This is a genomic window from Vibrio panuliri, from assembly GCF_009938205.1.
Lineage (GTDB): Bacteria > Pseudomonadota > Gammaproteobacteria > Enterobacterales > Vibrionaceae > Vibrio > Vibrio panuliri.
This window is the reverse complement of record NZ_AP019654.1, coordinates 1446927-1460563: the sequence shown is the minus strand read 5'-3', so window position 1 is coordinate 1460563 and position 13637 is coordinate 1446927. Positions and strand designations below refer to the sequence as shown.

At 41.2% G+C, this 13637-nt stretch carries 12 protein-coding genes and 6 pseudogenes; 7 read left to right on the top strand and 11 right to left on the bottom strand.

Features of this window, described 5'->3' with window-relative positions; all coding sequences use genetic code 11:
- Window positions 1-68: 68 nt before the first annotated feature.
- Window positions 69-992, top strand: coding sequence for a LysR family transcriptional regulator (locus tag GZK95_RS06655; protein ID WP_075714287.1), 924 nt, complete (start codon window positions 69-71; stop codon window positions 990-992).
- 123 nt (window positions 993-1115) lie between these two features.
- On the opposite strand, the gene GZK95_RS06650 is transcribed toward GZK95_RS06655, so the two are convergent.
- The 4 genes from GZK95_RS06650 to GZK95_RS06630 form a co-directional block, all read right to left on the bottom strand.
- Window positions 1116-1535, bottom strand: a complete 420-nt coding sequence (locus GZK95_RS06650; protein ID WP_075709449.1) for a GNAT family N-acetyltransferase — start codon at window positions 1533-1535, stop codon at window positions 1116-1118.
- Between the two features lie 55 nt (window positions 1536-1590).
- A complete protein-coding gene (locus GZK95_RS06645; protein ID WP_075714289.1) occupies window positions 1591-2229 on the bottom strand; it encodes a LysE family translocator in 639 nt (212 codons plus the stop codon).
- A gap of 351 nt (window positions 2230-2580) precedes the next feature.
- Complete coding sequence (locus GZK95_RS06640; RefSeq protein ID WP_075714291.1) at window positions 2581-3183, bottom strand: histidine phosphatase family protein; 603 nt, start codon at window positions 3181-3183, stop codon at window positions 2581-2583.
- A 931-nt stretch (window positions 3184-4114) separates the two neighbouring features.
- Window positions 4115-5212 (bottom strand): hypothetical protein, encoded by a 1098-nt coding sequence (locus GZK95_RS06630; RefSeq protein WP_075714295.1) that lies wholly within the window; start codon window positions 5210-5212, stop codon window positions 4115-4117.
- A gap of 214 nt (window positions 5213-5426) precedes the next feature.
- Between GZK95_RS06630 and GZK95_RS06625 the strand changes: the two are divergent.
- Window positions 5427-5618 (top strand): annotated as a pseudogene (locus tag GZK95_RS06625) (IS110 family transposase); the annotation flags it as partial.
- Between the two features lie 233 nt (window positions 5619-5851).
- On the opposite strand, the gene GZK95_RS06620 reads toward GZK95_RS06625, so the two are convergent.
- Window positions 5852-6439 (bottom strand): hypothetical protein, encoded by a 588-nt coding sequence (locus tag GZK95_RS06620; protein ID WP_075714297.1) that lies wholly within the window; start codon window positions 6437-6439, stop codon window positions 5852-5854.
- Between the two features lie 106 nt (window positions 6440-6545).
- Between GZK95_RS06620 and GZK95_RS06615 the strand changes: the two are divergent.
- Window positions 6546-6743 (top strand): annotated as a pseudogene (locus tag GZK95_RS06615) (IS110 family transposase); the annotation flags it as partial.
- A gap of 407 nt (window positions 6744-7150) precedes the next feature.
- On the opposite strand, the gene GZK95_RS06610 reads toward GZK95_RS06615, so the two are convergent.
- On the bottom strand, window positions 7151-7921 hold the full coding sequence (locus tag GZK95_RS06610; protein WP_151148855.1) for a hypothetical protein: 771 nt from the start codon (window positions 7919-7921) through the stop codon (window positions 7151-7153).
- A gap of 44 nt (window positions 7922-7965) precedes the next feature.
- Here GZK95_RS06610 and GZK95_RS06605 point away from each other — a divergent pair.
- A pseudogene (locus GZK95_RS06605) lies at window positions 7966-8169 on the top strand (IS110 family transposase); the annotation flags it as partial.
- 119 nt (window positions 8170-8288) lie between these two features.
- Here the strand turns inward: GZK95_RS06605 and GZK95_RS06600 are convergent.
- On the bottom strand, window positions 8289-8687 hold the full coding sequence (locus tag GZK95_RS06600; RefSeq protein WP_075713752.1) for a hypothetical protein: 399 nt from the start codon (window positions 8685-8687) through the stop codon (window positions 8289-8291).
- A gap of 187 nt (window positions 8688-8874) precedes the next feature.
- Between GZK95_RS06600 and GZK95_RS22550 the strand changes: the two are divergent.
- Window positions 8875-9243, top strand: a pseudogene (locus tag GZK95_RS22550) (site-specific integrase); the annotation flags it as partial.
- Window positions 9229-9504: pseudogene (locus GZK95_RS22545) on the top strand (transposase); the annotation flags it as partial. The pseudogenes GZK95_RS22550 and GZK95_RS22545, both read left to right, overlap by 15 nt.
- Window positions 9505-9752: 248 nt before the next feature.
- Here GZK95_RS22545 and GZK95_RS06590 read toward each other — a convergent pair.
- Window positions 9753-10337, bottom strand: a complete 585-nt coding sequence (locus GZK95_RS06590) for a hypothetical protein (RefSeq protein WP_075713754.1) — start codon at window positions 10335-10337, stop codon at window positions 9753-9755.
- A 389-nt stretch (window positions 10338-10726) separates the two neighbouring features.
- Entirely contained in the window at window positions 10727-11239 is a 513-nt protein-coding gene (locus GZK95_RS06585; RefSeq protein ID WP_029853430.1) for a hypothetical protein, read from the bottom strand.
- A 92-nt stretch (window positions 11240-11331) separates the two neighbouring features.
- Between GZK95_RS06585 and GZK95_RS06580 the strand changes: the two are divergent.
- Window positions 11332-11514 (top strand): annotated as a pseudogene (locus GZK95_RS06580) (IS110 family transposase); the annotation flags it as partial.
- 124 nt (window positions 11515-11638) lie between these two features.
- On the opposite strand, the gene GZK95_RS06575 reads toward GZK95_RS06580, so the two are convergent.
- Window positions 11639-12541: a hypothetical protein gene (locus tag GZK95_RS06575; protein ID WP_075713756.1), complete on the bottom strand. Its 903-nt coding sequence runs from the start codon at window positions 12539-12541 to the stop codon at window positions 11639-11641.
- Between the two features lie 128 nt (window positions 12542-12669).
- On the bottom strand, window positions 12670-13569 hold the full coding sequence (locus tag GZK95_RS06570) for a hypothetical protein (RefSeq protein WP_075713758.1): 900 nt from the start codon (window positions 13567-13569) through the stop codon (window positions 12670-12672).
- Window positions 13570-13637: the final 68 nt, after the last annotated feature.

Genomic DNA, 13637 nt, shown 5'->3' with positions numbered 1-13637 from the left:
TTAGGTGTAGTGAAACTCAGCCTTTAAGGTTAATATCCCGCTATTGTTCGTTCCTAACCTCGTTCGCTATGGATTTTCTTGCTCTCTCTCGTATTAGCCTCAAGCACTTAACCGTTTTGCATGTCATGCTCAGCACCAATAGCGTGACCCAAACCGCCAATACTCTGTGTGTCACAGCATCAAGCGTGAGTAAAATCATTAGTCAGCTACGCGAACAACTCAATGATGAGCTCTTTTACCGCGACGGTTCACAACTTGTTCCAACGCCATTTGCGCTCAGCATCGCCCCCCAGATCCATAAAATACTCGCCAGTATGAATGGTATTCTGCATCAAGGTGATTTCAAACCTGAAGCCTTCACCGGCTCAATCTCTCTTTCAATGCGCGAGAGCACCTTTGAACTGTTTGCCGCTAAAATCGGTGAGATTTGCATGCAACTGCCGAAGGCAAACCAAATTAAAGTCTATGCAAAAGAGCAGATGAGCTTTGACGCTCTTATTCGCGGTCAGGTCGATTTTATGCTGCTACCGCACGATATCAGCCAACCTCCGACCAAGAACCACGAGCTTGTTTGGCAACAGGTCTTTAGTGATGAAATGATCTGTTTGATGAGCCCTAACCATCCATTAGTCAATCAGTCATTGAGCGTTGAGGCCTATCTCGCTCACCAACATATTGGTATTCATGACAAGGATCTCTCTGAGCCGTTTTTCGAGCAGAACTTAAAACAACAGTATGGGGAGCGCCATGTAGCGATATCTGTATCGGATTTTGGTTCTGCTGCCGTAATGTGCCATCAGTCAAACTACTTACTAACTTGCTCGAAGATGTGGGCAAATAGAGCCTTTCAGGCCAAAGGGTTACTGCAAAAACCACTGCCGTTTGAGTATGGCAAAGTGGCATATAGTTTGGTGTGGAATCAGGCAAGTCTCAACGACCCCGCCTTGCAGTGGCTGCACTCTCAGTTATTGGGAAACAGTGAGCATCATTAGGATGAGATGCGCTACGAATATCTGTTGTTCTCTCTTAAACCCTGTGTGCACCTATAGAGTTAGCCAAAAACGCCATTGCTCGATTCATCTTGTTTAAGTGATGTGGTTTCGTTTGTTCGCTGTTTATTCTTCCACCAGTGATTTAGTCAAAAAAGATAACGACGAATCCATTGGGTAGTTTTCCAGAACCATTTGACACTTATAACCTTGCTTTTCATAGAAAGGTTTCGCTTGAAAACTTAGCGTATCAACCAAGGCTGATTTGCAACCTTCAGATACCGCATGAGACTCTAACAGCTGAAGCAGTTCGCTGCCGACGGCCTTCCCTCTTACTGATTCATCAACCCAGAGGAATTTGATAAGAAGCCAGTTCCCCCAAATGTCAGCGATGACACCACCAACTTTACTCTCACCTTCGATAGCATAATAGCCAACCTGAGATTTGGGGATGCCTTGTAAAAATGGCGTATTATGTTGAATTAAGCCACCGCGAACTTCATTGATATCGCTATCTGACGGTTCAATATCGAGTTTATATTCCATGTACTTCCTTGCTTTATTTTTACTGGAAACAGTTAACGCTTTACTAGGACTAGTTTCACGATGAACTCGCTACTTTTAACCCAACAGCAATTAAAACGCCACCCATGACTCGCTCAATATGCTTTTGAATTTTCAAGAAAAAGCGTCGTATTCCTTGCGTATTAAGGAACATGGCCACACACGAAAACCACACAAAGCACGAAATTGATACAATTGCGCCATAAATAATTTGAACGCTAAGGGGAGTTGTAGTGCTGACCAACTGAGTGAACAAACTGACAAAAAACACGGTGGCTTTAGGGTTCAATGCGTTATTCAAAAAGCCCATCTGGTAAGAACGGAAAGATGTAATAGACTGACTACTCTTTTGAGCTTCAACAGAAACGGAGTTTCCAGCACCTTTAACACACGAGACTCCAAGATAGATCAGATAAGCCGCGCCTAGATATTTTATCAACGAATATAAGAAAATTGATTGTGACAAAATTAGCCCAATGCCAGCCAGTGTGTAGGCAACATGTATCCAAACAGCTGTCGCTACGCCTGCTGCTGTCATCACCCCCGAGCGACGAGAGTACGCAAGGCTGTTTCTAGCAACAATGATGAAATCCGGTCCGGGCGTGATTATAGTCAATATCGTGATTGATATTACAGCGATCAACTCGGTGAAATATTCTGAGAAAATTAACTCCATTTAATATGGCTCCATATCCTATGTGAGCATTTTTAGCCCTAGCAACTTATTAGACTGAACTCTTTCTAACTCACTTCAGCCCCACTATATCGTTGGTCAATTTTGTCGCACCGCCTTAAAATAATCAACATGCTGCATACCACCCACTTGGCTTTGCGACTATTGCCTACAACAAAAGCAAGATTTCCGCCCGCACAGGAAAGACCAAGTTGAAGTTGGAGATATAACTCGCCCAGTTATGGTGTGCGTCTTTACTGAGCGAAATAGAAGCTTCGTAGTTCGAAGAGCATTGGCTGCTCGCGCAGCCAACAGGGTGTTATTGCCGATTGACAGGCAGAAGGCTCATATATGTTATGCTACTGCCTCAATCAGCTTACAGTTCACTCTTTTCGCAACATCATTTTCAACGATGAAAAACGCATCTTGCGGTAGATCTTGAAGCCAAACATCTTGATAAGAGTAATTTTGTAAAATCCCTCTCAAAACGATTCCTGTAAGGCCATGGCTCACGACTACAACATCTTGCTCATCCGGCAACTCAGAAAGCCATGAGAGTAGTCTGTTTCGAACAGACTCATAGGACTCACAATCTGGTGCTCGTAGATACCAATCTCTTTGATCGAGCAAGTTAGGATTATTTTCAACCAAATCTGAAATGGTCTGTTGCTCCCAAGCACCCAGCGAAAACTCCTTTAAGCGATCATCCTGCAACAAATCTAATTGGGGAAAACTAATTGCCTCACAGATAATATTTGCAGTCTGTACGGCTCGGCCAAGCGAGCTGCAATACACTTGATAATTCTGCCCAGACAAATGCTTCTTTAACTCAGCCCCAACAGAACGCGCTTGCGCCTCTCCTTTGTTCGTAAGCGGCGAATTGCAATGCCCTTGCAATTTTCGCTCTGAGTGAAACACCGTCTCACCATGTCTTATAACGTATATCTTCTTAGTCATTTGTTAGTCCTAAGTACAACAATGACTAGCAAACTATAAGAAATGGTCTGTTATTGCAAAAAATAGAATTTGAGTCAGTTTTGACTCATAGCATAACGAATGGCATGGATTCCCCTCCCGAGGCACTGCCACCCTTAAGAGGTGCACATTCTTAGGCAAGAACATTACGCTAGAACGAAATAGCTCGATAAAGCCAGCGATGTAAGTTAGCCCAAGCCCTGTTGCTTTGAATAGCGCCTGATGAGGTTAACCGATAAATGCATTTCTGGCCCAATCAATAATGGTTGGCAGCGGAGAGACCGCAATAAGAGACCTTCTATATGTGTTTATCGTAAGCAATGCTTGTACCCGAAATAACAAATCGAAGTAGAGAACTTTGTTGAACGAAGAGCGTTATTGCCTATTGACAGGCAGAAGGATCATATGTGTTATGTTTCTTGCACATAGGCAATTACTTTGATAATCTCCGCCGGTCTTTTCAATGTTTAGTTTTTTGTAAACTGTACATTCAGAGTTGGAAGTAAAGGGCCCTAGTATTGACTTCGGTCGCGGTGTTTTGTCCTTGTCGGTATACCTTGCATCTGTTTACTTATTGTTAGTTACGGGTATGGGAGTATCAGTTATGAGTATGAGCGAAATGTTTTCATGGTGCGGTGCAGTGTTGCGGGTTACCCAAGTGAAACAGAGCGACTTTAGAATAGAACGATCCCCCTCCCAATAACCTGCTGAGGTTCGAATCCTCTTACCCGCACCAATTTAAGCCTTCGCAAGCACACTCGCGAGGGCTTTATATTTCATAGAGCTACCCTGAAACATAACGCCCGCTTAAGTGGTGAGCAACGCAATATGATGTTTCCGCATACCATCTAAATCACTAAAATTAACGCAAGTTAAAAATGCAACGCGTTGCAATTCCGTCTTAAAGCGTTTGTTATGCATTTTTTGTGAAGTGCTGCTCTATATCGTAACCAACAGCAGTTCCTCTCTGCTCAAACATATTAATAAACTTCTTGATTTCTTGCTTACCGTTAGAGCCAAAAATCAAATTATTCAACGTGGCTCTGACGCCGAATTGATTTTTAAGAGTATTTACTGGATTAGCTTGTGTAACCATTTTGAAAATTCCCACACCCGTTTCCATAGTTACTGGTTTGTTTGCAGAACCTAGCCCTATTTTTGAATTAACATACTCTGAAACAGAATCTAATTGTTTTCGATAGTTAACAACTTCCTTCAGATTGTCTTCAGACAACGCATTTTGAAATAACTTTAACCACTCTCTCAATTTTTCAAAATCTTGTCTCATTTGGAGCGCGACCCCAATAAGCTGACTAGGCGAGGAAGATTCCTGAATAACGCGAATAGGAATAGCCGGCATATTAACAAATAATGAATACAGTGAATCTGTTCCATACACCTTTTTTGATACCTTCATCTGTTCATCGTTTAAAAACGAGGTAAGTTGATGTAAAGCATCACCCGCAGGTAACATAAAACCTGAATTAACAAAGAACCTCTTGCGTAGAGGATGCGGAGTATAACTTTTTTCATAAACAAAACTTCGAGCACACATTCCGGCGCCACCCCACATTGTTGCTGATAGAAGTGGATGCTGGGGGCTTTTTGTTTCTTGCCAGCTCAATACATTTTCTTTGTGAGCTAACTTCAAAGACTCCGTTGAGCTCATATGTTCAATTATTCGGTTTCGTGGTTCAACTAATTTATGAGGCTCTTCTAAAAAAGGATAACTCCGAACTACACCTAAGTTTTTGGCAGCTAATATCGGGCTGCTTGTTTTTACCCATGCATGTTCAAATTTAGCCTCAACCAAGATCTCATCTCTTAAAACTAAGTCGGTTAAAAAATCGAACAAAGCTTCCGTTTGAATTGATGGATAACTAACTGCTTTATAGCTATGTTCACCATTTGTTATAGCAATTTCATCCGCAAATGCGTTCTCCATACCATCCACAAACAAGCTAGATATATCTTGAAGAGACCAATTATCTGAAATTATACCTTGTGCCACTCTAAACACCTCTCTGAGAGACAAATTGAAGAAAATGCATAACGCACGCAATAAGGTGCGCCACACTGAACCAACAAAGCACACCGAACTTCACACCAAAACCACCAAGTGTAAAGCGTCACGCTTGATTGCCTTGATACTCATTGAGCCTTCTCCTCCAACTTAGCCTCTCGACTAAGCTGGAAGGCAACGAAACCAAAACGGAGAAGACTCAATGAGATTCTATAACAACCAGCATAACTATTACTGTGGTATTGATCTGCATGCTCGCTTACTTTACGTCTATATTCTCGTTTCACTTGATAGTAAAGTCCTGCACAAGAAGATTGATGCCGATCACGATGCGCTACTTGAATTAATTACGCCTTACCAAGATAACATCGTCATTGGTGTCGAATACATGTATTGATGTTATTGGGGTATCCATAAATTTGGGGGGACGCTTAGTCTGACCCAACCAATAATGGTTGGCAACGGCGAGACCGCAATAAGAGAGCCTCAATATGTGTTTGTCATAAGCAATGCTTAATGACCGAAATGACAAAACGAAGTAGTTAACTTTGTTGTTCGAAGAGCATTGGCTGCTCGCACAGCCAACAGGATGTTATTCCCTATTGACAGGCAGAAGGCTCATATGTGTTAGGCTAAATCCCACATTTCCCTCGCTTCTCTTTGCTCCAGTTTAATGTCATTCAGAGCTTTTTCTCTTAGAGCTTTATGAAGTTTAATAAATGTTCGATTTACTTCAATCAATGCCGTTTTGGTTCTAGCAGACATGAGAATATGTTTGGGTAAAATTTTAAATTTTTCGTTGATGTCAAAGCCTGTTAGTATGCGTTCATTCAAATATTCTTCTAATTCACATGAAGATAGTTCAACCAAAGGTTGGAAAATATTGGGTAAATACTCAGTACTTGTCTCGTAATAGTTAGGTTTGAACTCATTTAGGTCAAGTGAACTAGAGCTAAACGTCATAAGCCAAATATTGTGATCTCGATAAGCTTCACTCCAAGTTTCTTTAGCTGCTTTGTCGATTATCGATTGGCAATGTCTTTTTACAGTTGAAAGTTGCTTATCTTTATCTAAAGATTTAACAATAACCGGATGTTGAGCCATAAAATTAGCTAGTGCTAGGTTAAGTCCTACGCTAAAAGTTTCTTCTAACGACTCATTCAATTCTTTAAGCCCATTTGAGTACTGTCCGTGCGTACTTTCTACTATACTCATTTTAATCATTCCTCCTGACTCTGATATTTTGCCTAACGAATGACATGGATTCCCCCTCCCGAGGAACTGCCACACTTAAGTGGTACACATTTGCACCGGAGGCACCATGTCTGATTACTCTTATTTTTGCGGGATTGATTTAGCTAAAAACCACTTCAGCAATCATGCTGTTGACCAGCACGGCAAAGTTTTACTTCATAAATCAGTCACTCGCTCTAAACTGCTGACTACAATAGCAATTATTCTATCTATTCGGATAGGTGTCGAAACGTGTGGTGATGCGCATTATTGGGCAAGAACATTACGCTAGAGCGAAATAGCTCAGTAAGGCCAGCGATGTGATTTAATCCAAGCCAGCTTGCTTTGATTAGCCGCTTCATTGGTGCTCGCCCATAACAACGAACAGCAAAGTTGCTTACACCTCGGCTGAGCCTAAAGATAACTGGAAAACAACCGTTTAACCATTTATTAGAATAGTGCCTGCAGGGGTTAACCGATAGATGCTAGGGAGACGCCTAGTCTGACCCAACCAATAATGGTTGGCAGCGGCGAGATCGCAATAAGAGACCTTCTATATGTGTTTGTCGTAAGCAATGCTTAATGACCGAAATGACAAAGCGAAGTAGATAACTTTGTTGTTCGAGGAGCATTGGCTGCTCGCGCAGCCAACAGGATGTTATTCCCTATTGACAGGCAGAAGGCTCACATGTGTTATATTTGTTTACCTAACAAGCTTATGAACTCATGTGACTTTTCTCTAATATCGCTAATAATCAGAGGCTTTTTGTCGGAATGAGTTAATGACCAATACTTATTCTCATTCCATTCCGTCTGTCTTGTATCACCTGTTCCTTTTTGAGTTATGAAGCCCCAAAACCATAGGTCATCCCAAACTTCTAGATCATTACCCTTATAGTATTGCTTAATTAATTTATTAATTTTTGAGAAGCTTGGCTTATCCATACCTAATTCTTTAAATATATGGATGATAACAGCATCTACCGGCAACCATATTTCATCTCCCTTAGAGATGTACTTAGGTGTATCAGCCCAAAAATGACAATTCTCGCTCAACTTATTGTGAGCTTGGTAAACCACTTTTGTAAATAAGGCAGCAGTCTTGTCTCCCCAACCTTTTTTTGCTCGTAACCCTTTGTAAAGGTCACTAAACAACAAGCTTTCTTTTCCTGTTAGTAACTCTACAAAACTTGCAAAACTCTCTGTTTGCTCAACATTCCAATATATAGTTTTATAAAACTCAGCTAAAGGATCGATTTTTGGCTGACTCTGAGTATTCGCAACATGATATAAAAGGTTAATCACTTTTGTATTTACACCATCATCAACGCACAGTACAGGAAGGAAGAATTGCTCCTGTAGTTTAAGATTAAAATCCCTATTTTCTTTTAGGAATTTGAATAGACTTTCTAATTGAATCTTAACTGAATTCATCATTTCCTCTAAAAATATAACGAATGACATGGATTCCCCCTCCCGAGGAACTGCCACACTTAAGTGGTACACATTTGCACCGGAGGCACCATTCTTATTTTTACGGGATTGATTTAGCTAAAAACCACTTCAGCATTCATGCTGTTGACCAGCACGGCAAAGTTCTACTTCATAAATCAGTCACTCGCTCTAAACTACTGACTACAATAGCAAATATTCCACCTATGCGAATAGGTGTCGAAGCGTGTGGTGGTGCACATTATTGGGCAAGATTAATAACCTAAATAACAAAGCGAAGTAGATAACTTTGGTGTTCGAAGAGCATTGGCTGCTCGCGCAGCCAACAGGATGTTATTGCCTATTTACAGGCAGAAGGCTCATATGTGTTATGCGTTCTTTAACTACTAACTGCTGAAACAAGAAGACCAATTTGTATGTTCATTATCTGATAGACAGACAACAATATCACGACCATCACTATTCCAAACAACAAACCAAAAGCTAGACACAAAAAAACACCAAGCTTCTGTGCCCTCTTTTGTACAAATGGTAACACTCCTAGCGTAAACCAACAAAAATTCGCTATATGAAGAAGGAAGCCTAAGAAGACAAGGAAAGTGCCGATATAGCTGATTCGAACGAAAGGCAAACCATAAACAAACTCTGGTGACTGTTTCATTAGATAGGCAAAGCCAATCACTAGTGAACATAAACCAATATTGCGTATAAAAGTAAAGACATCATTGATTGTTAGAGATTTTGCTTCGTCCAATATTCTATTGATTTCACTGAACATATTATTTTTCCATTGATTCTTAACGACCTCAAGAGTGCGGGCGCACAACGCCAAGCTAAGCGGCGCGAGCTAGCGCGTCCTTGCTTGAGCGCCTTGTTGAACGAAGCCGCTGCGCGACAGAGTAAAACGCATAAGCGCCATACTTCTGATAGCCCATCAACCGATGGGATAGACAGGAGTAAATACCATGACACCCAATGAACTCAATCGCTACCATTCTCTTTATGAACAACACCTTACCAACCTTAAACTGCACGGTAAACGACCTGCGACCATTGATGCCTATTCCCGTGCGGTTCGTCGGATAAGCCCCTATTTTGATTGCAGCCCTGACTCGCTCACCACCGACCAACTCAAGCAATGCTTCGCTAGCCTGATTCAAACTCACTCGTGGAGTAACATTAAATTCGACCGTAACGGCTTGCAGTTCTTCTATCATTACACCCTCGATAAACAGTGGCAATGGCTTAATATTGTCAAACCACCTCGCCCCCAAACACTGCCCGATGTGATGACACCCAATCAGGTTGCTACGCTGATTAGCCAAACTCAGCAATTGCAAATGCGGACATTGCCCACGTTGAAGTTCTTGATGCTCATCTTGCAGCATGTGCTGCCAAAAGGGTTACAACGAGTGCGAGACTACTACTTCTTACGTGGGCAAAACAGGCAAACGTTAATCCGAATACAATTGCTGTTACTCAGGCTGTTTTGTACCCCGATAGCACTAGAGCCCACAACGACAAGCAAAGCGACGCGGCTTTGCCCTTGCTGTCAGCATGAAATGATGTGCGTGGGGATCACTCGACCGAGGTAGCCGAAAGGCATTAATAATAAGGAGAATGACCATCATGAAGATGAGGAAAAGCAGCACATAGAACAGGCAATATAAAACAGTTAACTCATTGATAAGGTAGAACTCTCTGCCTTGCGATGACTGCGCTCGCCTTAAGAAAAACGTTAAGGCAGCCACACTTCTAGAGCAGATCACATAATTTACTTATATAGAGGCTCGGGATTTAACGCTGGCTGCGCAGCGCTTAATCCTTATTTGTTATGCATATTTTACTGCGAGTTAGAGCTATTTGATTGTGAAGACTGACCCGACTGTTGATTTGAAGAGCTTGCACTCGAGGAGCTGCTTGAACTTGATGGTCTCATTGCCGACGCTCCATTTATACTTTTCTTCTCAACATTACTAGAATTTTGCACCACCATTCTTACTTTGTTATCTGACACGCTAACACTCTCCTTTTGGTAATGATCTACACCTGAAAACAAGCCTAATAAAAGCGTAAAAAGTATACCACAAACGAATGAAACAACTGATGTTTTATCCAGTATTGTTAGCCACCTATCGTTTTCATTTGAACCAGCAACTATTGCTTCCAAATGTACGGAGTTACGAGAGAAGACCATTAAAATAGCCACAATACATGTCAGAAAAGAAATTACTGCTAGAGTATACATTAACGAAACAATTAAAGAGCTAACCCCTACCGTCGTGAGCAATGTGACTAATAAACCGATACCAAAAGATGATAGCGTCAGAAGGTGTTTATCTTTTTCAAACCTAGTTGTATACCAAGCGTTTAAGGTTTCAGTATAAAAAGCGACTTCTTTCTGTTGCTGTACTTCATTTTCATGCATAACTCGAAACCAATCACTGATAAAAGACGAGAAATCATACCATTAGATAAGGCCTCATTGTAACTGGAAGCACTATGCGCATTGTTGAGCAAGACCAATGCGCTAGACCGAAATAGCTTTATAAAGTCAGCGATGTAAGTTAACCCAAGCCCTATTGCTTTGAATAGCGTCTGATGATGTTAACCTATAAATGCATTTCTGGCCCATTCAATACTGGTTGGCAGCGGAGAGACCACAATAAGAGACCTTCTATATGTGTTTGTCGTAAGCAATGCTTGATGACTGAAATGACAAAACTAAGTAGATAAATTTGATGTTCGAAGAGCATTGGCTGCTTGCGCAGCCAACGGGGTGTTATTGCCTATTGACAGGCAGAAGGCTCATATGTGTTATATTTGTGGTTGATATATCACTTCTCTAGCGGCAGAGATAACTCTGTCGTGAAGGTTAAAAACGGTATCAGTCTCCGCCCAACCATTGTAATTTAGAGCTAACGTTGTAGCCGCTTTATCTAACTCTTTATGCTTTGGGTTATTTTGATTTAGCAAAAGGTTAAGGCTATGAGCGCATCGTACAATATTTCGTTTACAGTCTTCTGGTTGAGCAATTTCAGGGTCTGTATATATAAGAAGATCTGTAACTAGCTCTTGAACAGATTTGGTCCATGCAATATTAAACTCGGCTTCTCGCTCCGCCGAGACTTGTGCAATTGCTTTACGCATTTCAGATTTTACTAACAACCGCGTTGATATTAGCTGTCCAAGTAAAGTGATAAAAGCAACACCGAGCATACCGTAAACTGTATATTGGGCAGCAACTACAGCCGCATCCGGCTGTTCCTTAGCTACACGTATTACCTCAATCAAAGTATTAACTGCTTCGATTACATCTTTGTTTTCCAACTAGTTCTCCTAGAAAATATAACGAATGACATGGATTCCCCCTCCCGAGGAACTGCCACACTTAAGTGGTACACATTGGCACCGGAGGCACCATGTCGGATTATTCTTATTTTTGCGGGATTGATTTAGCTAAAAACCACTTCAGCATTCATACTTTTGACCAGCATGGCAAAGGTTTACTTCATAAATCAATCAATCGCTCTAACCTACTGACTAAAATAGCAAATATGCCACCTATGCGAATAGGAGTCGAAGCGTGTGATGGCACACATTATTGAGCAATGCTTAATGCCCGAAACGACAAAACGAAGTAGATAACTTTGTTGTTCGAAGAACATTGGCTGCTTGCGCAGCAAACAGAATGTTATTGCCTATTGACAGGCAGAAGGCTCATATGTGTTAGGTATTTGGGGCACTATACGCAGCTGTTACTTCCTTAAACTCTGTATAAACACGGCTAATTCTTGAAAGAACTGCCAAGCATTCAGTTTTGCTGATTTCTTTAAAGTTATGCATAAAATCATTACGAACAAAACTAAACACTGTTCTTAACTCGTGTCTATATGCCTTTATAGAAGATGACTTAAAACCCTGATTGCATGAAACTATTTGTTTAATATGTAACTCAATTAATTGCTGTCCAAATAATTTCCCATTAACGGAAGCCTTGATGTTTGATTCCAAGAGAAGCGCTGCTTCACGTATCGCTGTATCATACCGCCCGATTACTATAAAATCGCATGTGGCTAACTCGATATCAACGTGTAGGTTTTGGCCTGACAATAGTCTTTCCAGTGCCTGCCAACCAGCCTCTGTTATAGATAGAGCTCCCTCAACGGATGCGCAAGTATGAGTACCTTCAAACTCGTCGTCAATGTCAGGTTTAAAATAAGTATACTTTGGAGATGTGTTAAGTATCAGATTGCCGTCGTGATCCAGAGAATAGTTTCCTGCCAGTTTGCTTTTGACTGATTCAAATTCTTTCATAAGAAATTGATATTCTGTGAGCTTCTTTACACCAGAGATAACCCCCCTATCTAGTAAATCGATCAAGTCAATGTGCCAAATAGCACAATGATGATGTGAAGGGTCAAACGGGTTGGTTTGTTTCTTTGGGCACTTATTCATTAATAGCAAGCACCTATCAATGTCACTTACTTCAAAGAACATGCTTTCTTTAGGGTATGAACCCAGCGCTTGCAGCGCATATTCGTACCCCTCCCCTACAGGATAGTTTGGCCAATCTGCGTGGATTGCAATTGCCCCTCCTCCATAAAACAATAATCCAGGAAATCTTTCCACCTATTTTACTACTCCATATGTAAATACCTAACGCTAAGTTAAGGGGTGGCAAACTAGTAGTGCGCTACACTTGAGCGAAGCGAAACAGCGCACAGTTTGACATCCCGCTTGAACTACTTGATGTGAAATCACGCATCGTGGAATAATTTAAAATCAATTAGCAGACGGTGTTGGGCAAAAAACCTAAAGTAATCATCTTCAATGTCCTGCTCTCCCAAAAATGCTATTAAAGCTTTTTTCTTCGTACCACGTACAATTTCAATTACAACATTATAACGATTAATGAACTTGGTTTTACTTTGCTTTGGCCAATCTGACATATCGATCTCAACGTAGTACGGCCGTTCATTTTTCTTATCAACCCACTTACCTCGGGAAAGCTCGATCCTCAAAATATCATCAACGACTTCTGCCAATTTCCACGACAATGTAGAATAGTAAACTTTGGTTTCCTCGCCCTGTAAGCGGAAATGCTGATTCCCTAGAGTATTTTCAATTCGTCGAAAAACAGTAGCATATGTATCCGCACCAACCCCTTCAAAAAATAACTCCCTATCTCTATCGTGGGGAAAGTCAAAGTACTCATTTACAATACTTTTGAACGAGCTCGTCTGATAGTTTGTTTTACGATTGTGATCTGGAAACTCACTCGAGTTCCTTGTCCCAAGTTTTGCATTTTGAACTCCAGGCTTGCTGGTAGTGCCCGATGCTTCTGAAGCACTTTCTTTCCTTAACTTAAAGCGGTTGGGATATACCAATGGAAAACCTTCTTCAGAAGCTAACCTAGAACGCAGTCCTCTTTTCCTTATTTTTGATGCATTCTCAGTTTCACACCATGATTTATGGTTCCGATCAGGAAACGTTTTAAAGTAAGGTTTTCGTAAGTTGAAGTCTTTTATGTATGAGCAAGGAACCAACGGTACCTCACACTCATCACAGCAAAAATCCGTTCTCTCAATATTTTCCATGAAATACAAATCTTCAGCCGTGACAACTTCACCGGATTTTAACACTCGTGCTTCATCCATTTTTACCTCCTTTCACATAACGAATGACATGGATTCCCCCTCCCGAGGAACTGCCACACTTAAGTGGT

Excerpts from the sequence above, each read along its gene's own strand:
- GZK95_RS06600 (WP_075713752.1), bottom strand. The coding sequence starts at position 8,687 with ATGTTCAGTGAAATCAATAGAATATTGGACGAAGCAAAATCTCTAACA.
- GZK95_RS06655 (WP_075714287.1), top strand. The coding sequence starts at position 69 with ATGGATTTTCTTGCTCTCTCTCGTATTAGCCTCAAGCACTTAACCGTT.
- GZK95_RS06620 (WP_075714297.1), bottom strand. The coding sequence starts at position 6,439 with ATGAGTATAGTAGAAAGTACGCACGGACAGTACTCAAATGGGCTTAAA.
- GZK95_RS06650 (WP_075709449.1), bottom strand. The coding sequence starts at position 1,535 with ATGGAATATAAACTCGATATTGAACCGTCAGATAGCGATATCAATGAA.
- GZK95_RS06610 (WP_151148855.1), bottom strand. The coding sequence starts at position 7,921 with ATGTCATTCGTTATATTTTTAGAGGAAATGATGAATTCAGTTAAGATT.
- GZK95_RS06570 (WP_075713758.1), bottom strand. The coding sequence starts at position 13,569 with ATGGATGAAGCACGAGTGTTAAAATCCGGTGAAGTTGTCACGGCTGAA.
- GZK95_RS06645 (WP_075714289.1), bottom strand. The coding sequence starts at position 2,229 with ATGGAGTTAATTTTCTCAGAATATTTCACCGAGTTGATCGCTGTAATA.
- GZK95_RS06590 (WP_075713754.1), bottom strand. The coding sequence starts at position 10,337 with ATGCATGAAAATGAAGTACAGCAACAGAAAGAAGTCGCTTTTTATACT.
- GZK95_RS06640 (WP_075714291.1), bottom strand. The coding sequence starts at position 3,183 with ATGACTAAGAAGATATACGTTATAAGACATGGTGAGACGGTGTTTCAC.